Origin of the sequence: Pseudooceanicola nanhaiensis (assembly GCF_020171315.1) — a bacterium.
Taxonomy (GTDB): Bacteria; Pseudomonadota; Alphaproteobacteria; order Rhodobacterales; family Rhodobacteraceae; genus Pseudooceanicola; species Pseudooceanicola nanhaiensis_A.
The window spans coordinates 820,730-841,039 of the sequence record NZ_JAIUZP010000001.1 but is presented as its reverse complement, the minus strand read 5'-3'; the positions used below and the strand labels follow the sequence as shown (position 1 = coordinate 841,039).

The 20,310-nt window shown below is 66.4% G+C and carries 19 protein-coding genes and 1 pseudogene; 10 read left to right on the top strand and 10 right to left on the bottom strand.

Going from position 1 to position 20,310, the window contains the following annotated elements:
- Positions 1-173 precede the first annotated feature (173 nt).
- From LCM32_RS03925 to coxB, 9 genes are all read right to left on the bottom strand, one after another.
- Positions 174-758, bottom strand: coding sequence for a GNAT family N-acetyltransferase (locus LCM32_RS03925; RefSeq protein WP_224819737.1), 585 nt, complete (start codon positions 756-758; stop codon positions 174-176).
- Positions 758-2,020 (bottom strand): M16 family metallopeptidase, encoded by a 1,263-nt coding sequence (locus LCM32_RS03920; RefSeq protein WP_224819736.1) that lies wholly within the window; start codon positions 2,018-2,020, stop codon positions 758-760. Before LCM32_RS03920 ends, LCM32_RS03925 begins: the two co-directional genes overlap by 1 nt.
- Complete coding sequence (gene thrC, locus LCM32_RS03915) at positions 2,017-3,405, bottom strand: threonine synthase (RefSeq protein WP_224819735.1); 1,389 nt, start codon at positions 3,403-3,405, stop codon at positions 2,017-2,019. Before thrC ends, LCM32_RS03920 begins: the two co-directional genes overlap by 4 nt.
- Positions 3,402-4,121, bottom strand: coding sequence for an SURF1 family protein (locus LCM32_RS03910; RefSeq protein WP_224819734.1), 720 nt, complete (start codon positions 4,119-4,121; stop codon positions 3,402-3,404). The genes thrC and LCM32_RS03910 overlap by 4 nt, the downstream gene beginning before the upstream one ends.
- A gap of 98 nt (positions 4,122-4,219) precedes the next feature.
- Positions 4,220-5,020, bottom strand: a complete 801-nt coding sequence (locus LCM32_RS03905) for a cytochrome c oxidase subunit 3 (RefSeq protein ID WP_224819733.1) — start codon at positions 5,018-5,020, stop codon at positions 4,220-4,222.
- A gap of 30 nt (positions 5,021-5,050) precedes the next feature.
- Positions 5,051-5,635, bottom strand: coding sequence for a cytochrome c oxidase assembly protein (locus LCM32_RS03900; RefSeq protein ID WP_224819732.1), 585 nt, complete (start codon positions 5,633-5,635; stop codon positions 5,051-5,053).
- Positions 5,632-5,793, bottom strand: a complete 162-nt coding sequence (locus LCM32_RS03895; RefSeq protein ID WP_224819731.1) for a hypothetical protein — start codon at positions 5,791-5,793, stop codon at positions 5,632-5,634. The genes LCM32_RS03900 and LCM32_RS03895 overlap by 4 nt, the downstream gene beginning before the upstream one ends.
- A 2-nt stretch (positions 5,794-5,795) precedes the next feature.
- Positions 5,796-6,734: a heme o synthase gene (gene cyoE, locus LCM32_RS03890; protein ID WP_222489310.1), complete on the bottom strand. Its 939-nt coding sequence runs from the start codon at positions 6,732-6,734 to the stop codon at positions 5,796-5,798.
- A gap of 123 nt (positions 6,735-6,857) precedes the next feature.
- Complete coding sequence (coxB, locus tag LCM32_RS03885; RefSeq protein WP_224819730.1) at positions 6,858-7,697, bottom strand: cytochrome c oxidase subunit II; 840 nt, start codon at positions 7,695-7,697, stop codon at positions 6,858-6,860.
- A 213-nt stretch (positions 7,698-7,910) separates the two neighbouring features.
- Between coxB and tldD the strand changes: the two genes are divergently transcribed.
- The 6 genes and pseudogenes from tldD (at position 7,911) to LCM32_RS03855 (ending at position 15,586) form a co-directional block, all read left to right on the top strand.
- The gene (gene tldD, locus LCM32_RS03880; protein ID WP_224819729.1) at positions 7,911-9,332 is read left to right on the top strand and encodes a metalloprotease TldD; all 1,422 of its coding nucleotides are present in this window, start codon (positions 7,911-7,913) and stop codon (positions 9,330-9,332) included.
- Between the two features lie 94 nt (positions 9,333-9,426).
- A pseudogene (gene dprA, locus LCM32_RS03875) lies at positions 9,427-10,386 on the top strand (DNA-processing protein DprA); the annotation flags it as partial.
- A 12-nt stretch (positions 10,387-10,398) separates the two neighbouring features.
- Positions 10,399-10,932 carry a hypothetical protein gene (locus tag LCM32_RS03870; protein WP_318246176.1) on the top strand — a complete coding sequence of 178 codons (534 nt, stop codon included), beginning with the start codon at positions 10,399-10,401 and terminating at the stop codon, positions 10,930-10,932.
- A 414-nt stretch (positions 10,933-11,346) separates the two neighbouring features.
- Entirely contained in the window at positions 11,347-13,998 is a 2,652-nt protein-coding gene (gene topA / locus LCM32_RS03865; RefSeq protein WP_224819728.1) for a type I DNA topoisomerase, read from the top strand.
- A gap of 260 nt (positions 13,999-14,258) precedes the next feature.
- The gene (locus LCM32_RS03860; RefSeq protein WP_224819727.1) at positions 14,259-14,963 is read left to right on the top strand and encodes a CoA transferase subunit A; all 705 of its coding nucleotides are present in this window, start codon (positions 14,259-14,261) and stop codon (positions 14,961-14,963) included.
- Entirely contained in the window at positions 14,963-15,586 is a 624-nt protein-coding gene (locus LCM32_RS03855) for a 3-oxoacid CoA-transferase subunit B (RefSeq protein ID WP_224819726.1), read from the top strand. Before LCM32_RS03860 ends, LCM32_RS03855 begins: the two co-directional genes overlap by 1 nt.
- Positions 15,587-15,870: 284 nt before the next feature.
- On the opposite strand, the gene LCM32_RS03850 is transcribed toward LCM32_RS03855, so the two are convergent.
- Positions 15,871-16,755: a lytic transglycosylase domain-containing protein gene (locus LCM32_RS03850; RefSeq protein ID WP_224819725.1), complete on the bottom strand. Its 885-nt coding sequence runs from the start codon at positions 16,753-16,755 to the stop codon at positions 15,871-15,873.
- A 367-nt stretch (positions 16,756-17,122) separates the two neighbouring features.
- Between LCM32_RS03850 and LCM32_RS03845 the strand changes: the two genes are divergently transcribed.
- From LCM32_RS03845 to LCM32_RS03830, 4 genes are all read left to right on the top strand, one after another.
- Positions 17,123-17,308 carry a hypothetical protein gene (locus tag LCM32_RS03845; RefSeq protein ID WP_224819724.1) on the top strand — a complete coding sequence of 62 codons (186 nt, stop codon included), beginning with the start codon at positions 17,123-17,125 and terminating at the stop codon, positions 17,306-17,308.
- A 107-nt stretch (positions 17,309-17,415) separates the two neighbouring features.
- Positions 17,416-17,595: a hypothetical protein gene (locus LCM32_RS03840; protein ID WP_224819723.1), complete on the top strand. Its 180-nt coding sequence runs from the start codon at positions 17,416-17,418 to the stop codon at positions 17,593-17,595.
- 226 nt (positions 17,596-17,821) lie between these two features.
- A complete protein-coding gene (cpaB, locus tag LCM32_RS03835) occupies positions 17,822-18,688 on the top strand; it encodes a Flp pilus assembly protein CpaB (RefSeq protein ID WP_224819722.1) in 867 nt (288 codons plus the stop codon).
- A 183-nt stretch (positions 18,689-18,871) separates the two neighbouring features.
- A complete protein-coding gene (locus LCM32_RS03830) occupies positions 18,872-20,290 on the top strand; it encodes a type II and III secretion system protein family protein (protein ID WP_224819721.1) in 1,419 nt (472 codons plus the stop codon).
- Positions 20,291-20,310 lie beyond the last annotated feature (20 nt).

Sequence of the window (20,310 nt, the reverse complement as noted above, 5' to 3'; positions counted from 1 at the left end):
AGGCCGGGCGGTTTGATACGGTGAGGTTGGGATCGCGGCCAAGGTAACGAGTGCGCCGTCCTTTAGGAGGCCGGATTGCTGACGCGATGCAGTAAGGAGTGCCACCGCGGCACTCACGATCCAACGAGCATCAAGCCCACGCAGACCACCCGGCCTACACCGCGACGCCTGCCCTACCCCGCGTCGGTGCGCCCGCGCCGGTCCATCCGCAGCGCCGAGTAGAGCACGTGGGTTCGCCAGCGGCCGTTGATCTGGAGATAGCTCTGCGCCACGCCCTCGTACTTGAACCCGCAGCTCTCCAGCAGCCCGCGCGAGGGCGCATTCTCCGGCAGGCAGGCGGCCTCGATGCGGCTCAGGTCCATCCGGTGGAAGGCATGGTGCACCACCGCCGAGATCGCCTCGCGCATGTAGCCGCGCCGGGCGAAGCGTTCGCCGGTCCAATAGCCCAGCGTGCCGGTCTGGGCAGGCCCGCGCCGGATGTTGTCCAGCGTGATCGCGCCCAGCAGCATCTCGTCCTCGCGCCGGATCAGGAACAGCGGCAGCGCGGTGCCCTGCGCCACGGAGCGCTGCGCCCAGTAGACCCGGTTCGCGAAGGCCCGGCGCGAGAGGTGATCCTCGGCCCAGCTCGGCTCCCACGGCGACAGGAAATCACGGCTCTCGCGGCGCAGCTCGGTCCAGGAGCGGAAGTCGGCATGGATCGGCGGCCGAAGCGTCATCCGCTCGGTCTCGATCTTCAACTTGCGCCGTGGGACGAGCATCAGGCCGCGCGACGCTCCTGCAGGGCCTCGAGGGTCGGTGCGGCCGAGACCGGACCGTAGAGCGCAAGCGCCGCCGGGCTCTGCACCGCCATCTTCTCGGCAAAGCTGCGCACGTCGGCCAGCGTCACGGCGTCGATCTTCTCGACCACCTCGGTCAGCGGCGGCACGCGGCCCCAGATCTGCACCATGCGGGCCAGACGTTCGGCGCGCGAGGAACAGCCTTCAAGGCCCATCAGGAGGCCGGCCTTCATCTGGGCGCGGGCGCGGGCCAGCTCTTCCTCGGACATGTCGGAGGCGGCGCGCTTCATCTCGTCCAGCGTGATCTCGGCCAGACCCTTGAGCTGATCGCCCGAGGTGCCGGCGTAGATCGTCGTCATGCCGGTGTCGGAATAGGCCCCGGCCTGGGCAAAGATCGTGTAGCAGAGGCCACGCTTTTCCCGGATCTCCTGGAACAGCCGCGAGGACATGCCGCCGCCAAGGGCCGATGCATAGATCTGCGCGGTGTAGCTCAGCGGATCGCGGTAATCGGGGCTTTCGAAGGCGAGCGCGAAATGCGCCTGCTCCAGCTGCTTCTCGGTCCGGGTCTCGCCACCGTGGAAACGGGCGGGATTGGCGGCCTGCTGCGGCTGGCGCGCCATACCGCCAAAGAGCCGCTCGGCCAGCTTGACGATCTCGTCGTGATCCACCGCCCCGCAGGCGGAGAGGATCATCTGCTCGGGCCCGTAGTGCTCGGCCACGAAGCCCGCAAGGTCGGCACGGGTGAAGGCGCGGATACGCTCTGCCGGCCCGAGGATGGTGCGGCCGATGGGCTGATCCGGGTAGGCCTTCTCCTGCAGCCAGTCGAAGATCACGTCATCGGGCGTGTCCAGCGCCTGCCCGATCTCGGAGAGGATCACGCCGCGCTCGCTCTCGATCTCGGCCTCCTCGAAGGTCGAGTTCTGCAGGATGTCCGCCAGCACGTCCATGGCCAGCGCCACGTCGTCCTTCAGCACGCGGGCGTAATAGGCGGTCACCTCGCGCGAGGTATAGGCGTTGATGTAGCCGCCCACGTCCTCGATCTGTTCGGCGATCTGCAGGGCGGACCGGGTCTTGGTCCCCTTGAAGGCCATGTGTTCGAGGAAGTGGGCGATGCCGTTCTGTTCAAGCCGTTCGTTCCGGCCCCCGGCCGCGACCCAGACACCCACGGCTGCCGATTGCAGGCCGGGCATCTGCTCCGTCACGATGCGGAAGCCGTTGGAAAGCGTATGAACCTGTGTCGTCACTTGGCGATTTTCTCACGAATGAAGGTTTCGAGGGCGGCCAGATCATTGGGCAGCCGCGTGACCCGTTCAGACCGGTCATACAGATCCGCCATGCGCGGGGGAAGACCCGGGCGTTCGCCGGTGGCCGCTTCGACCGCGTCGGGGAACTTCGCGGGATGCGCGGTGGCCAGCGTGATCATCGGCACGGCGGCATCGCGGGTCTCTTCGGCCACCTTCACGCCGACGGCGCTGTGCGGGCACAGAAGCTCTGCATCCTTAGCGAAGACCGACTTGATCGTGGCCGAGGTTTCCTCTTCCGAGGCGCGGCCTGAGGTAAAGCTTTCGGCAAGCGCTTCGCGCGCGCCCTGCGACACCGTGAAGCCCCCGGCCTTCAGCTCGTCCATCAGCTGCGACACGGCGGCGCCGTCGCGGCCGTAGGCGTCGAAGAGCGCGCGTTCGAAGTTCGAGGAGACCTGGATGTCCATCGAGGGCGAGATCGAGGGGATCACCCCATCGGGCGTGTAGGCGCCGGTGGTCAGGCAGCGGTGCAGGATGTCGTTCTGGTTGGTGGCCACCACCAGCTGCTCGATCGGCAGGCCCATCTTCTTGGCGATGTAGCCTGCAAAGATGTCGCCGAAGTTGCCGGTCGGCACGGTGAAGGAGACCTTGCGCGCGGGCGCGCCGAGGGAGACGGCGGAGGAGAAGTAGTAGACGACCTGCGCCAGCACCCGCGCCCAGTTGATCGAGTTCACGCCCGCCAGCCGGACCTCGTCGCGGAAGTCGAAGTCGTTGAACATGTCCTTGAGCCGCGCCTGCGCATCGTCGAAATGGCCGTCGATGGCGATGGCATGGACGTTGGCCTCGGACGGGGTGGTCATCTGGCGGCGCTGCACCTCGGACACCCGGCCGTGGGGGTAGAGGATGAAGACGTCGACATTGTCGAGCCCCTTGAAGGCCTCGATCGCGGCCGAGCCGGTATCGCCCGAGGTCGCGCCGACGATGGTCACCCGCTTGCCCGAGCGGCCAAGGGCTGCCTGGAACAGCTGCCCGATGAGCTGCATGGCGAAGTCCTTGAAGGCCAGCGTCGGCCCGTGGAACAGCTCCAGCAGGAAGTGGTTCGGCGCCAGCTGGACCAGCGGCGCACGGGCCTCGTGGCCGAAGCCGGCATAGGCCTTGGCGATGATCTCGCGGAATTCTTCGTCGGTGAAGGTGTCGCCGATAAAGGGACGCATGACGCGGAAGGCGGTCTCCTCGTAGGAGAGACCGGCCAGCGCCGCGATCTCCTCGGCACTCATCTGGGGCACGGTTTCCGGCACGTAGAGGCCGCCGTCACGGGCCAGCCCGGTCAGCATCGCCTCTTCGAAGGTCAGGACGGGCGCCTGCCCACGGGTCGAGATGTATTTCACGTCGTCTCACCTTTCTTGGCCCCGGCTGTGGTGCCTTTGCGGGGGTCTTCACGGGGTCGCAGGTTTCGGTAGATCAGAATGCCGGTCATGACCAGCCAGATCAGGGCCATGCCGAACCATTGCACGGCATAGCCGAGGTGATCGTTGGGAATGCCAGCCGAACTGACGGGCAGCGGGCTGACACCGGCATCGTCGAAGGTCTCGTCGCGCAGGACGATCAGCAGCGGCTCGGTCCCCAGTTCGGCGGCCAGCGCCGGCAGGTCGCGGGCGAACCACAGGCCCGTCTCGCGGTCGGGATCGGGGGTGTAGCCATCCACCTCGTCCGGCCAGAGCAGGTTGCCGATCACCGTCAGCTCGCGGACTGGCGTCTCGGGCACGGGGCGGTCGACAGGCAGGAAGCCCCGGTCGATCAGCACCCGGCGCTTGCCACTCTCGAAGGCGGTGATCAGGCGGTAGCCCGCGCCCTTCTCCTTCTGGCTGACCAGCACGCGCAGGGTGGGCCCGGTCAGATGGCCCTCGGCCCAGACCGGCAGGTAGCGGTCCCGCTCGGGATCGGGGGTGTCGGGCAATGGCACCGGGTCGGCGTCGATGGCGGCCTCGATCTCGGAGAGCACGCTCTCTTTCCAGGCCAGCCGCTGCAGCTGCCAGACACCGAGCGACGCCAGAACGGCGGTGCCCAGAAGGCCGAAGATCAGCGGCAGAAGGATACGGCGCATTGTGCCCCCGGAAACGAAGAACGCGGACGGTTTCCCGCCCGCGTTGCTTTAGTCCGTTTGGCCGGTCCGGTTCAACCCGGACCCTGCCCCTGCGGCGCTTACTGGCCCCAGATGTAGATCGAGAGGAACAGGAACAGCCAGACCACGTCGACGAAGTGCCAGTACCAGGCGGCGGCCTCGAAGCCGAAGTGGTTCTCGGCGGTGAAATCGCCCTTCATCACCCGCAGCAGGCAGATGAAGAGGAAGATCGTCCCGATGATCACGTGGAAGCCGTGGAAGCCAGTCGCCATGAAGAAGGAGGCGCCATAGATGTTGCCCGAGAAGCCGAAGGCGGCGTGGCTGTATTCATAGGCCTGGAAGAAGGTGAAGAGCAGGCCCAGCAGCACCGCGATGATCAGGCCGTTCTTGACGTCCTTGCGGTTGTCCTCGTGCACCAGTGCGTGGTGCGCCCAGGTGCAGGCCGCGCCCGAGCAGAGCAGGATCAGCGTGTTGATCAGCGGCAGGTGCCAAGGGTCGAAGGTCTCGATCCCGGCAGGCGGCCAGACGCCGTCCACGGCGGGCGACTGCGGGCCCATCGGGTAGAGCGCGTGCTTGAAGAAGGTCCAGAACCACGCGACGAAGAACATCACCTCGGACATGATGAAGAGGATGAAGCCGTAGCGCAGGCCGATCCGCACCACCGGGGTGTGGTCGCCGGCCTTGTTCTCGGCAATCGTCTCTGCCCACCAGCCGTACATGGTGTAGAGCACCATCAGCAGGCCGAGGATGAAGATCCAGGGGCCGCTGTCATGCATCCAGAGCGTTGCGCCAAACAGCATGACGAAGGCACCCACCGATCCCAGGAAGGGATACAGGGAGGGTTGCAGGATGTGGTAATCGTGGTTCTTTTCATGCGCCATCGGTGTGTCCCTCGTTGGAGCCTTTGGTCATCAGTTGACGTCAGTCGACTTCGGTTGGTCAAGCGCCGCCTGCTCTTCGGTGGTCGGCAGGTCGGTCTCGTAGAACGTGTAGGAGAGCGTGATGACATGGACGAACTTGGCGTCCCGGTCCTCGACGATCTCCGGATCCACGTAGAAGGTGACGGGCATTTCCACCCGCTCCCCCGGTTGCAACACCTGTTCGGTGAAGCAGAAGCACTCGATCTTGGAGAAGAAGCCGCCGGCCTCGTAGGGGGCGACGTTGTAGGACGCCGTTCCCGCGATGACACGGTCCGTGGGGTTGTAGGCCTCGTAGAAGGCCATCCCCGTCTCGCCGATCCGCATCTCCATCTGCTTCTGCATCGGCTTGAAGGACCATGGCATGTCCTTGTCGGTCGAGGCGTCGAAGCGGATCTTGATGGTTTCGTCGAGGATCACGTCAGAGCCGGCTTCCGCCACGCCGGTCACACCGCCAAAGCCGGTGACACGGCAGAACCACGAATAGAAGGGTACCGAGGCCCAGGCCATGGCACCCATGAAGATCACGGTGCCAAGGGTCAGGGCGACGGTCTTCTGTGGTCCGCTCAGACGTTTCATTTTTCTCCTCCCGATTCCGCAGGCGTGCGGAAGTCCTCTAGGGACACCTTCACCACGGTCAGTCCGAAGACCAGCGCGACGAAGATCGCCAGAACGATGCCAAGGCCGAGATTTCGGCCCCAGCGGCGTTTGTGAAGTTCATGCTCCTCCCTGAACATCTTCACCAGCCTCCCAGACCCCATGGCCGCAAGGCGGCCTCGGCAAGTATCGCGCCGAAATGGAGGAAGAGGTACAGCAGGGAGAGCTTGAAGAAGCTCTTTTCGGACTTGTAGCCATCCGCCTCGGAGGCGGCTTCGTCGCGGCGCAGGATGTCCACGGCGCCCTTGAGGAAGAGCGCGTTCAGCACCACGGCCACCGCCAGGTAGACCGGCCCGCCCACGGAGGTGAAGCCGATGCCCACGGCCACGGCGGCCAGCAGGATGGTGTAGCCCAGGATGTGACGGCGCGCCGAGCGGCGGCCATGGGTCACGGTCAGCATCGGCACGCCGGCCTTGTCGTAATCCGACTTCACGAAGAGCGCGAGCGCCCAGAAGTGCGGCGGCGTCCACATGAAGGTCAGCAGGAACATCAGCACGGATTCGACGCTGACGCCCCCGGTGGCCACGGCCCAGCCGATCATCGGGGGGAAGGCCCCGGCGGCACCGCCGATGACGATGTTCTGCGGCGTCCAGCGCTTCAGCCACATCGTGTAGATGACCACGTAGAAGAAGATGGTGAAGGCCAGCAGCCCCGCCGCGACCCAGTTCGCCGCCAGCCCCAGCATCACGCAGGAGAAGCCCGAGAGCGTCAGCCCGATGGCGAGCGCATCGCCCGGCGTCACCTTGCCTGCGGGGATCGGGCGCTTGGCGGTGCGTTTCATCACCGCGTCGATGTCGGCGTCGTACCACATGTTCAGCGCGCCCGAGGCCCCGCCCCCGATCGCGATGCAGAGCACGGCGAAGAAGGCGATGAACGGGTGCACGGGCACCGGTGCCGCCAGCAGGCCCACGGCGGCGGTGAACACGACCAGCGACATGACGCGCGGTTTCAGAAGGGCGACAAAGTCGCCGAACCGGGCTTCGCCCTCGCTGGCTTGTGGATTGATGCTGGCGTCGGTCATTCCGTCTTTCCTCAGGGGCACAGGCGCCCCCGTCTTCACGTCAGGCCCCGACGCGGCGGGGCCCGGTCACACTATGATGGGCGGGCCTGCGTCCGCCGGGACGGGCCGCAGCCCGCAGGTCCCTCAGTTCGAGGCGACCTGATAGCTGCGGGGCACGCCCGCGTATTCTTCCTTCGCGCCGGTGAGCCACTCTTCGTAGGCCTCCTCGCTGACCACCTTCACGGTGATCGGCATGTAGGCGTGGTCCTTGCCGCAGAGCTCGGAGCACTGGCCGAAGTACACGCCTTCCTTCTCGGCTTTGAACCACAATTGCGCGAGGCGGCCGGGAACGGCGTCCTGCTTCACCCCGAATGCAGGGATGGTCCAGCTGTGGATCACGTCGGCGCCGGTCACGTCCATGACGATGACCTTGCCCACGGGCACGACCACGGCGGTGTCGGTGGCCAGCAGGTATTCGTCGTCGTTGTAGCCGTATTCGGCCAGCTGTTCCTTCTGGAGCAGGAAGCTCTCGAAACCGAAATCGTGGTCGGTGTACTCGTAGCCCCAGTACCACTGGTAGCCGGTCACCTTGATGTGGATGTCACCCTCGGGGATTTCCTGTTGCTTGAACAGAACCGGCAGCGAGAAGGCCCCGATGAAGACGAGGATCATCACCGGACCGAGGGTCCAGGCGATTTCCAGCGGCGAATTGTGGGTGAACTTGGCCGGGGTCGGGTTGGCCTTGCTGTTGTAGCGCACGATCACCAGGCCCAGCAGGATGCAGACGAAGATCACGATGGCGGTGATGATGTAGAGGATCATGTGATCCAGCCACTGCAGGTCGCGGGCCAGTTCCGTGGCTGCGGTCTGGAAACCCATCCCGCCGCTGTGCGGCTTGCCCACGGTCTCGAGCCCATCCTGGGCGAGGGTCGGGGCGGCAAGGAAGGTTGCCATAAGCGCCGTGAGGCTAAAGATCTTACGCATGGGTCACCCTGATCGTTTGGCTTTCACTGTCATTTTAAAACGGAAGCCGGGTTTCCCCCGTCCTCCTCCCGTTGTTTGTCTGTGCTTAAGACCATATTCTCGCCTCCACGACAATCACGGCACTTGCGGCAAACAGACGCTCACTTTGACTTAGATCAAATTTCAGTGTGTTGGAAGCCGCATCAACGTCGCACCCCTAATGGAGATTTCCGCATGTCCGACACCGCCTTCCGTCCCTTCGAGACCATGCTGGACAAGGACGCCGCCCTGCGCCTGCTGCGCGAGGCCACTGCGGGGGCCGACGACGGCGAGCTTTTCCTCGAACGGCGCCGCTCCGAGATGCTGTCGCTCGATGACGGGCGCATCCGCACCGCCTCCTATGACGCGGCCGAGGGCTTTGGCCTGCGCGCCGTGAAGGGCGAGGTCGCGGGCTATTCCCACGCGACCGAGATCAGCGAGAGCGCCCTGAAACGCGCCGTCGCCACCGCGCGGCTGGCCGTGGGCGACGGTGGCGGCACGCTGGCAGAGGGCCCCCGCCCCACCAACCGCAAGCTCTATGCCGATCTCGACCCGATCAGCGCGCAGCCCTTCCCCGTGAAGGTCGAGACCCTGCGCGAGATCGACGATTACCTCCGCGCGCTCGATCCCCGGGTGGTGCAGGTGACCGCCTCGATCGGCGCCTCCTGTCAGGAGGTCTTCATCCTGCGCCCCGACGGCACGCTAGTGGAGGACGTGCGCCCGATGACCCGGCTCAACGTCTCGGTCATCGTCGAGGAGAACGGCCGGCGTGAAAGCGGCAGCGCAGGCGGTGGCGGGCGCGTCGGCCTCGACGGGCTTCTCGATCCCGTGGACTGGAAGGCCAAGGCCAAGGAGGCCCTGCGCATCGCCTGCGTGAACCTGACGGCCGAGGCCGCGCCCGCGGGCGTCATGGACATCGTGCTTGGCCCGGGCTGGCCCGGCATCCTGCTGCACGAGGCCGTGGGCCACGGGCTGGAGGGCGATTTCAACCGCAAGGGCACCTCGGCCTTTGCCGGGCTCATGGGCCAGCGCGTCGCCGCCCCCGGCGTCACCGTGGTGGATGACGGCACGATCCCCGACCGGCGCGGCTCGATCACCGTGGACGACGAGGGCACGCCCTCGGCCCGCAACGTGCTGATCGAGGACGGTATCCTCGTGGGCTACATGCAGGACCGCCAGAACGCCCGCCTGATGGGGGTCGAGGCGACGGGCAACGGGCGGCGCGAAAGCTATGCCCATGCGCCGATGCCCCGGATGACCAACACGATCATGGAAGGCGGCGATGCCGACCCCGAGGCGATCGTGGCCGACCTGAAGGACGGCATCCATGCCGTGGGATTCGGCGGCGGCCAGGTGGACATCACCAACGGCAAATTCGTCTTCTCCTGCACCGAGGCCTACCGGGTGAAGAACGGCAAGCGCGTGGGGGCTGTGACCGGCGCCACGCTGATCGGCGACGGGGCGACCGCGCTGCAGCACATCCGCGCGCTCGGCAACGACATGGCACTCGACCCCGGCATGGGCAACTGCGGCAAGCAGGGCCAGTGGGTGCCCGTGGGCGTGGGCCAGCCGACCGTTCTGATCGGCGGGCTGACCGTGGGCGGCTCCGGCAGCTGAGGCGGCAGAGGCGTGAAGGCGTCGTTAACCCTGCGATTCACGGATAGTTAACGGCGCCTGGGGTAGATCTGATTCCGCAAGAGGCGGAGTCATCATGGACGGGACACCACAACCTTCCACTCACCCCCCACTCCCACCCACCACGGAAGAGGACCGTCTGGCGTGGCTTCGTCTCTTGCGCTCTCGCCGGGTGGGGCCCTCCACCTTCTACAGGCTCATGGCCGAGCATGGCAGCGCTCAGGCCGCGCTGGAGGCCCTGCCCGGTCTTGCAGCCAGCGCCGGCGTGCCCTCCTACCGCCCCTGCCCCGAAGCTGTCGCGCGGGAGGAATTGCGCCGGGCCAAAGGCGCCCGCGCCCGGATGCTGACCCCCGGTGACGCGCTCTTTCCCAAACGGCTGATGGACCTCGACGAACCGCCGCCCCTCCTGTGGATGGTTGGTGAGCCGCGGGTTCTCTCGCGCCCGATGATCGCCCTCGTGGGCGCCCGCAACGCCTCCTCCCTCGCCACCCGCATGGCCGAGAGGCTGGCCACCGACCTCGCCGCGGCGGGCTATGTGATCGTCTCCGGCCTCGCCCGCGGAGTGGACACGGCGGCGCACCGCGCCACGCTGGCCACCGGCACCGTCGCGGTTCTGGCGGGCGGGGCCGATATCCCCTACCCGGCCGAGAATGCCGATCTCGCCGACCGGCTGTTGCTGAACGGCGCGCGGGTGTCGGAACGCCCGCTCGGCCACGTGGCACAGGCCCGCGACTTCCCGCGCCGCAACCGCCTGATCTCCGGCATGGCCGAGGTCGTAGTGGTGGTGGAGGCGGCGGCGAAATCCGGCAGCCTGATCACCGCGCGCAACGCGCTCGACCAGGGGCGTGAGGTCATGGCCGTGCCCGGACACCCCTTCGACGCCCGCGCCGCCGGCTGCAACCTGCTGCTGCGCGACGGCGCCCGCCTCGTGCGCAGCGCCGAGGACGTGCTGGAGGCCCTGCCGCCCCTGCCCGCCGCACAGCGTGAGCTGGCCCTGGTGCCGTCCGCCCCACCGCCGAAACCCACCGCGCTGGAGCGCGCCCGCGACATGACCCGCGCCCTCACGCGGGGCACCCCGGTGACGCAGGCGGCAAGGGGCGCCCCGCGGGGGCGGCCCGAAGGCGATGCCCGGGGCGCGAGCTCCGGCGCCATCGGCCCGCCTGCGGAAGGGGGCCATCCCACTGGTCCGACATGTACGGAGGCTGCACAGGCCGGGGACGATGCGGCAGACGGCATGGTGATCGACGACGACGCCGAGAACCCGACCTCTAAGGGCCAAGACCAGCCGGGCGAACATGATGTCTGCACAAGGGGACACGCCCCGCCCGGTGACAGTGCACACAGCGACCAGCGGCAGGCCCCGCCCACCCCGGAGGCGGCGGCGCTTGCGCAGGCGCGGCTCCACGCGGCGATCCTCGCCCGGCTCTCCTGCGCGCCCCTGCAGGAGGACCAGCTGATCCGCGACCTCGCCGCGCCGGCGGCCCAGGTCGCCCCGGCCCTGCTCGACCTCGAATTGGCGGACCGGATCGAGCGGCGCCCCGGCGGTCTTTTGACCCTGGTCCCCGATCCGCCCCGCAACTGAGGTCCGCAGCCCCCGGCAGACCGTCCGGCATCGGCCTCTTAAACCGTCCCGCATCGCCCCCGGTAAGCCGCCCCGTGTCGCCCCGGCAAGCCGCCCCTTATCGCCCCCGCAGGCCCGCCCCGTATCGCCACGGGACGGGCCCTCCCGCACCACCCTTGGCAGGCCCTCCTGCGCCTCCGCAGCTGGATGCGCCGGCTCATCCGGCAGCCCAAAGGCACCTCTCCGGACAAGCCCCTCCGCCTGCCGCGCCGCAGCATCCACGCCTTGCAAAACCCGCACCCGGGCCCCACCTCTGCGGCAACGCGGCCGCAGCGGACCGTTGACGGCGCTCAACGAGCCGTGCATTGACATTGCCCTGACAGACCCCACATGGTCCGCCGCCAATATGCTCGACCAGAGTCGAAAGGACTTTTCATGCCCGTTGTCGTTGTCGAATCCCCTGCCAAGGCCAAGACAATCAACAAATACCTGGGGTCCGATTACACCGTCCTCGCCTCCTACGGCCACGTCCGGGACCTGCCGCCGAAAGACGGCTCGGTGGATCCCGAGCACGATTTCGACATGAAGTGGGAGATCGCGAGCGACAGCAAGAAACACGTCAAGGCGATCGCGGATGCGCTGAAAGACGACAACGCCCTGATCCTCGCGACCGACCCCGATCGCGAAGGCGAGGCGATCAGCTGGCACCTCGAGGAGGCCCTGCGCAACCGCAAGGCCATCAAGAAGGACACCCCCGTCTCCCGCGTCGTCTTCAACGCGATCACCAAGACCGCCGTCACCGAGGCGATGAAGAACCCGCGTCAGGTGGACGCGCCGCTGGTGGAGGCCTACCTCGCCCGCCGGGCGCTCGACTACCTCGTGGGCTTCAACCTCTCGCCGGTGCTCTGGCGCAAGCTGCCCGGCGCCAAGTCGGCCGGCCGCGTGCAATCGGTCTGCCTGCGCCTCATCGTCGAGCGCGAGATGGAGATCGAGGCCTTCCGCGCCCGGGAATACTGGTCGGTCAAGGCGCTGCTCGCCACGCCGCGCGGTCAGGAATACGAGGCCCGGCTGACGGTGCTCGCGGGCAAGAAGCTCGACAAGTTCGACATCGAGAACCAGACCCAGGCCGAACTGGCCGTGCAGGCGATCACCTCGCGCGACCTGACCGTGACCTCGGTCGAGGCCAAGCCCGGCTCGCGCAACCCCTCGCCGCCCTTCATGACCTCGACCCTCCAGCAGGAGGCGAGCCGCAAGTTCGGCATGGGCGCCCGCCAGACCATGAGCGCGGCACAGCGTCTCTACGAGGCCGGTCACATCACCTACATGCGGACCGACGGCATCGACATGGCGCCTGAGGCCGTGGCCGCCTGCCGCGACGCCATCGGCGACCGCTACGGCAAGGAATACGTGCCGGCCAGCCCGCGGGTCTACAAGAACAAGGCCAAGAACGCGCAGGAAGCCCACGAATGTATCCGCCCCACCGACATGGCGGCGGACGTGGAAAGCCTGCGCATCTCGGATGCGGACCAACGCAAGCTCTATGACCTGATCTGGAAACGCACGCTGGCCTGCCAGATGGAAGGCGCGCGCCTTGAGCGGACCACCGTCGAGGTGGGCAGCCGCGACGGCCAGGTGGGCCTGCGGGCCACCGGGCAGGTGGTGCTCTTCGACGGCTTCCTGAAGGTCTACGAAGAGGGCCGCGACGACGCCGTCGTGGACGATGACGACAAGCGCCTGCCCCAGATCAGCGAGGGCGAGAAGGCCGACAAGCGCACGATCAACCCGGAGCAGCATTTCACCCAGCCGCCGCCGCGCTACACCGAGGCAACGCTGGTCAAGCGGATGGAAGAGCTCGGCATCGGCCGTCCCTCGACCTATGCTTCGATCGTCACCACGATCCAGGACCGCGGCTATGTGCTCAAGGACAAGAACCGCCTGATCCCCGAGGACAAGGGCCGGCTGGTGATCGCCTTCCTCGAGAACTACTTCCGCAAGTACGTGGAATACGACTTCACCGCCGACCTCGAAGAGGAACTCGACGACGTCTCCGCGGGCGATCGCGACTACAAGGAAGTGCTCTCGCGCTTCTGGCGGGATTTCTCGGCGGCCATCGCCGAGACCTCCGAGCTGCGCATCACCGACGTGCTGGAGAAGATCAACGAGGTGCTGGAGCCGCATCTCTTCCCGCCGACCGAGGACGGAACCGATCCGCGGCTCTGCCCGAACTGCGGCAAGGGGCGGCTCTCGATGCGCACCGCGCGCTCCGGCGGGGCCTTCATCGGCTGCTCCGAATACCCCGAGTGCCGCTACACCCGCCCCTTCGGCCCGCCTGATGCCGAGGCCGAGGCCAGCGCCATCCCCCCGGAGGGCAAACTGCTGGGCGAGGACGAGGGCGACAAGATCTACGTCATGAAGGGCCGCTTCGGCCCTTACTGCCAGCGCGGTGAAATGACGGAAGACAACAAGAAGCCGCCGCGCCAGTCGGTGCCGAAGGAATGGGCGCCCGAAGACGTGACGCTGGAGGAGGCCGTGCGCCTGCTCTCGCTGCCGCGCCTGATCGGCCCGCACCCCGAGGACGGCGTGAACGTCTGGGCGAACATCGGCCGCTACGGCCCCTACATCAAGCACGCGGAGACCACCTCGGACCGGGGCGGCACCAACGCGAACCTCGAAACCCTCGAGGACGTCTGGTCGGTGGGCATGAACCGCGCCGTGCAGCTGCTGGCCGAGAAGGTCGCCGCCCGCGGCGCCCGTCGCGGGGCTGCGAAGACGCTGAAGGAACTGGGCGAGCATCCTGATGCGGGCGGTCCGGTCTCGATCATGGAAGGCCGCTACGGCCCTTACGTGAAATGGGACAAGATCAACGCGACCCTGCCCAAGGAGACCGACCCCGAGACGCTGACCATGGAAGCCGCCATGGCGCTGATCGAGGAAAAGGCCGCCAAGTCGGGCAAGAAGGCGCCCAAGAAGAAGGCTGCCCCCAAGGCGACAGCCAAGACGGCCACCAAGAAAACCACGGCCAAAAAGACCACGACCAAGAAGGCCCCGGCGAAGAAAGCGTCAGCGTCCTCGTCCGACGACGCCTGATCCATCTTTCGCTTGAAAATATCCTCGGGGGGCGCCGCCCCCCCGGGGCGGCAGGGGGGCAGACAGCCCCCCTTTTTCATGCGTAACCGGTGTCACTGGCGTCAACGTCCGAGGGGATGCGGCCCAAACGGCCAGCCTGATGCACCCCGCGCCCGTGCGCCTCTGGCCTCCTTCGCCCGCTGTGCTAGGTTCCGCACTGCGGCATTCCGTTGACACAGGCCCGGCAATCCGCGACAGATCTGGCAACAAAGGAGGACCCCATGAAGAAAGTCTACGGCTCTGCCGCCGAGGCGCTGGATGGCCTGCTGACCGACGGCATGCTCATCGCCGCCGGTGGTTTCGGTCTCTGCGGCATCCCTGAACTGCTGATCGACGCCATCGTCGAGAGTGGCGTGAAGGATCTCACCGTTGCCTCGAACAACTGTGGCGTCGACGGTTTCGGCCTCGGCAAACTGCTCGACACCAAGCAGATCACCAAGATGATGTCGTCCTACGTGGGCGAGAACAAGGAGTTCATGCGCCAGTACCTCGGCGGTGAGCTTGAGCTGGAGTTCAACCCGCAGGGCACGCTGGCCGAGCGGATGCGCGCCGGCGGCTGCGGCATCCCGGGCTTCTACACCAAGACCGGCGTCGGCACGGTGATCGCCGAGGGCAAGGAAGTGAAGACCTTCAACGGCGAGGACTACATCCTCGAAGAAGGCATCTTCGCCGACCTGTCGATCGTGAAGGCTTGGAAGGCCGACGAGACCGGCAACCTCGTGTTTCGCAAGACCGCGCGCAACTTCAACCCGCCCGCCGCCATGTGCGGCAAGGTCTGCGTGGTCGAAGTCGAAGAAATCGTGCCGACCGGCTCGCTCGACCCCGATCTGATCCACCTGCCCGGCGTCTACGTGCATCGCATCATCCAGGGCGAACACGAGAAACGCATCGAGCAGCGCACCACGCGCAAGAAGGAGGAGGCGTAATGCCCTGGGACCGCAACCAGATGGCCGCCCGCGCGGCGGAAGAGCTTGAAGACGGCATGTACGTGAACCTCGGCATCGGGATCCCGACGCTGGTGGCGAACTACGTGGGCGACAAGGACATCACGCTGCAGTCGGAAAACGGCATGCTCGGCATGGGCCCCTTCCCCTTCGAGGGCGAGGAAGACGCCGACCTGATCAACGCCGGCAAGCAGACGATTACCGAGCTGCCCCGCACCGCCTATTTCGACAGCGCGACCTCCTTCGGGATGATCCGCGGCGGCAAGATCGCGGCGGCGATCCTCGGCGCGATGGAAGTGGCCGAGAACGGCGACCTCGCGAACTGGATGATTCCCGGCAAGCTGGTGAAGGGCATGGGCGGCGCCATGGACCTCGTGGCCGGTGTCGGCAAGGTCATCGTCGTGATGGACCACCAGAACAAGCACGGCGAATCGAAGGTGCTGAAGGACTGCACCCTGCCGCTCACCGGCAAGGGCGTGGTGAACCGCATCATCACCAACCTCGGCGTGCTGGACGTGGTCGAGGGTGGCCTGAAGATCGTCGAACTGGCCGAGGGCGTCAGCGAGGACGAACTGCGCGCCGCCACCGAGGCGACCATCGTCTGATCCACGAGACACCCCGCAGGGCCGCCCCACACGCGGCCCCGCGGTTCATCTTTCCCCAAATACTCCGGGGGAATTGGCCCCGCCCGGGGCCAAGGGGGCAGAGCCCCCAAAATTCTTCGAAGAATTTTGCCAAGAATTTTTGAAAATTCTTGAATGCACCGCGCCAACGCACCGCGCGCCGGTCAGCGTGATGGAAGACGCGCCCCGCCCCGCGCGGCGCCCGGATTTTTCGAAAAATCCGGTCCGGAAAATTCGAATTTTCCGGGCACCCCCGCGGCGGTATCTCAGGCCTTGGGCAGGCGGAAGACGCAGCCGTCGCTGATCAGCATGGGCGGCGTCATGCACAGGCCCCGGGCCACGCGGTAGGCCTCCAGCACCTTGGGCACATAGTCGCGCGTTTCGGCGTAGGGCGGCACGCCCTGATAGGTGCGCACCGCGCCCTCGCCAGCGTTATAGCCCGCGAGCACGAGAATCGGGTCGCCCTTGAACTCCTGCATCAGCATGTTGAGGAAGGCCACGCCGCCCCGGATGCTCTGCGCCGGCACCAGCCGGTCCGTGACGCCGAAGCGTTCCGCCGTGGCGGGCATCAACTGCATCAGGCCGGCCGCCCCTGCCCCGCTGACCGCATCGGCCCGCCCGGCGCTTTCCACGGCGATCACGGCCAGTACCAGCGCCGGCGACACCTGGGTGCCCGCGGTCGTCATCAGGATATCGCGCCCCTGCGCCCGGGCGATGGCCATCAGCGTATCGAGTCGCGGGGCGGAGACGCCGCTGCCCGCAGGCGGCTTGCTCAGCGCGGTCAGGGCCGGTTCCAGCCGTCCCGGGCCGCTGGCGGCCATCTCGGGCGAGACATTGTCCCAGAACCACGTGTAGCGGCCCTGCGGCCCCGGTGCAGCCTTGGGCGTCTGGGGCGTCACGCCGGGCTCGTCGCGCTGCGCGGCCTTCTCGACCGCCGCGGCGGACCGATCCGACATCGCCTGCAGGGTGCGGGCCTGTTCCGCGGGGTCGATCTGCACCGTGATCCGCTTCTGGCCCCCCTGACTCGGGGGTTTCACGCGTTTGAAGGTGAAATCGGGGTAAGGAGTCGGCGATTCGGCCCCGAGCGGGGCTGCTGAAAGCGCCAGAACGAGCGCCAAGGCGCCCGTGAGGGGGATTCCTGTATGCCGCATCCGTGTTCTGTGCCCGGAATTGTGGACTGCTCTGCGGTCGTAATATGGCAGACCTGCCAGAATCCGGCCAGTCCGCAGAAAGCGGCCGTGTCCGATGCGCAACAATTTAAGGGGTGCGGACAGGGAAATTCATGCCTTCAGCAGGTATCCAATTAATTTTCACTGCAAAATCAGTGCGATAAACAATCCTCTCGATTAGCCCTAAATCTTTTCCTTTTTTGAACTTTTCGCGCCCAAATCCTGCCCCATTCCCGAGGCTATATGTCCCCGTACCGCAGAGGCGGCAGCGTGAAAGAGAGAGCGGGCTGCCAACACACCGAAGCGGAACATCACAAGCAAGCAATCTGATCCTTTGGAGGGACTCACCATGATCAAGTTCATCAAAAACTTCCGCGAAGACGAATCCGGCGCAGTCACCGTTGACTGGGTTGTGCTCACCGCAGCCGTCGTTGGCCTGGGCGTCGCAGCCTACTCGTCGATCAAAGGCGGCACCACGCAGCTGACCGGCGAAGTTTCGACCTACATGGGTTCGATCACCGCCGGCGGCGAATAAGGCCTTCCCGCCTGATCGCAGGAATACGAAAGGCCGCGTCCGCAACGACGCGGCCTTTTGTGAATGCTTCAGAAGAAGCCAACCTTTGTCGGAAAGATGTGACACAGATGAACACGCGACCCTTTTCCGATTTCCTGCCCGACGAAGACGGCGCCATCACGGCCGACTGGGTCGTTCTTTGCGCCATGGCCATCGCCCTCGTGGTCGTTGCCATCCAGGGCATGACCAATGCCACGACCGGTGTCACGGACGACCTCGTGTCGACCATGACCGACTGGACCTTCTGATCCCGTCGCCACGCGCCCGGGGCCTTCGCCACAAGAGAGAGCCGCAGACGCGGTTCGGTAGGCGCCCCTTATCCCGCGCGGCACGAACTCGGAAACGCCCCCGCGATACCGCGAACTGTCCCGAGTATGGACACAATTCGCCGGCAGACTGGGACAATGAACAACCCGCGGCCCGCATGACACCATGTCCGGCAAAGACGGGTGAGCAGAAGAAATGAGGTAAGAAATGCGCATGGTATTCGGATTGGTCCTGCTGGCCGGCGTCGCGCTTGCTGGCTTCGCCGTCTACATGGTCCAGGGCTACGTGAACGCCTACCAGGACCAGTTGGCCCGGGAACGGGCCTCCCGCCCGGTCGCCGTGGAAACGGTAGATGTCTACGTGGCCGACAAACAGCTGCAATACGGTCAGGTTCTGGCCAAGGACGACGTTCGCCTCGTCGCCTGGCCCAAGGCCGCCCTCCCCGAGGGGGTGTTCACCGACGGGTCGAACCTCTTCGGCAGCGAAAACACCCCGCCCCGCTTCGTGCTCCGCTCGATGGAGCGCAACGAAGCCGTGATGGCGCTGAAAGTCACCGCCCCCGGTGAAGACGCAGGCCTGACCTCGCGGCTGGAGCGCGGGATGCGCGCCTTCGCGATCAAGGTGGACGTCTCCTCCGGCGTGTCGGGCTTCCTGCGCCCGGGCGACAAGGTTGACGTCTACTGGACCGGGCGCCTCGGCTCTGTCGGCGGCATCGACCGTGGTGAATTCACCAAACTTATCGAAAGCGCGGTCAAGCTGATCGCCGTGGACCAGACCGCCAATGGCGATAGCGCCGAGGCGACCATCGCCCGCACCGTCACCGTGGCCGTCACGCCCGATCAGGTGGCCGCCCTCGCCCAGGCCCAATCGACCGGCCGCCTCTCGCTCGCCCTCGTGGGGGCCGGAGACGACACGATCGCCAAGTCCATCGAGGTGGACCAGCGCCGCCTGCTGGGCCTCGTCGAGGAGGAAGCGCCCGTCGAGACTGTCCAGGCCGCGCCCAAGGAGCGCTGCACCATCAAGACGCGTCGCGGCGCCGAAGTGATCGAAACCGAGATCGCCTGCACCAACTGAGGCAGCTTTGCGCAGAGTTACCTCTCACAGGCCGGGCCAACGCCCGGCCTGTTGCGTGTTATCCACATGAGTTTCACTGCCAAAGGCATTGATTCTTGCAATAAAAGCCAACATGCCGCAGGATGCCGCAAAAGACCGGGCGTCAAGACCCGTCATCGAGGCGTGATCGGAGAGGCAGGTCACATGAGAAAATGCACTTTCCTTACGGCGGCCCTTGTCGGGCTGACGCTTGGCGTTGCAACGCTCCCCGCCGCGGCCGAGACGCTGCGCGTGGTCCAGCAGGGCACGTCCAGCCGTCTTTCCGTCGCCATGAACCGCGCGGTGGTGGTCGAGAGTGACACGCCCTTCGCGGAACTCAGCATCGCCAACCCCTCGATTGCGGATATCTCGTCCCTCTCGGACCGGACGATCTATGTCCTCGGCAAGGCCCCCGGCACCACGACGCTGACGCTGCTCGACCAGAACGGGCGGCTGATCACCAACGTGGACGTGGTCGTGGCCGCCGACATCACCGAATTCAAGGAGCGCCTGCGCCAGATCCTTCCCAACGAGAAGATCGAAGTGCGCACCGCCAACGACGGCATCGTGCTGTCGGGCACTGTCTCCTCCTCGCAGAAACTGCAGCGCGCCCTCGATCTGGCCGAACGCTATGCGCCGGAACGGGTGTCGAACCTGATGGCCGTGGGCGGCGTGCAGCAGGTCATGCTGAAGGTCCGCTTCGCCGAGATGCAGCGCAGCGTGTCGAAATCGCTGTCCTCCTCGCTCGCCTTCAGCGGCAACGCCCTCGGCGGGGACCTCGGGCTGTCGGGTGGCACCGGCGGCAACACCAATTCCACCTCGCAGACCAACAGCCTTGGCGGCACCCTGCCCTCGTCGAACGACAACGCAGGCGCGATGCTTCTGGGCTTCAACGCGGGCGCCGTCGAAGTGGGCGTCCTGCTGGAAGCGCTGGAAACCAAGGGCGTGGCCCGCACCCTGGCCGAGCCGAACCTCACCGCCCTGTCCGGGCAGGAGGCCAAGTTCCTGGCGGGTGGCGAATATCCCGTGCCCGTGGCGCAGGACAACGGCGCCGTCGCGGTCGAGTTCAAACCCTTCGGTGTCGAGCTGAACTTCATCCCCCGCGTGGTGGACGACAACATCATCAACCTCGAGCTGAAGGCCGCGGTCTCTGCGATCGATTCGACCAACGGCTACGAGATCGACGGCTTCCGCATCGACGCCTTCTCGCGGCGCGAGACCTCCAGCACGGTCGAACTGCGCGACGGCGACAGCTTTGCCATCGCCGGCCTGCTGAAGGACGACTTCATCGACAACAACAGCCAGGTTCCGTGGCTGGGCGACATCCCCGTCCTGGGCGCGCTCTTCCGCAGTGCGGATTACCAACGTGAACAATCGGAACTGGTGATCATCGTCACCGCGCACCTCGTGACCCCGACCCGCGGCGAGGCCCTCGCCCTGCCGACGGACCGCGTGACGCCCCCCTCCGAGAAGGACCTGTTCCTGTTCGGCAAGGTCGCCGGGAACGGAAAGAAACTGCGCGGCGCGGCCGGAGAGGTTGCCAAGCAGGACTTCAACGGCTCCTATGGCTACGTGATGGAATGACAATGGCGGTTGGGGCCCAC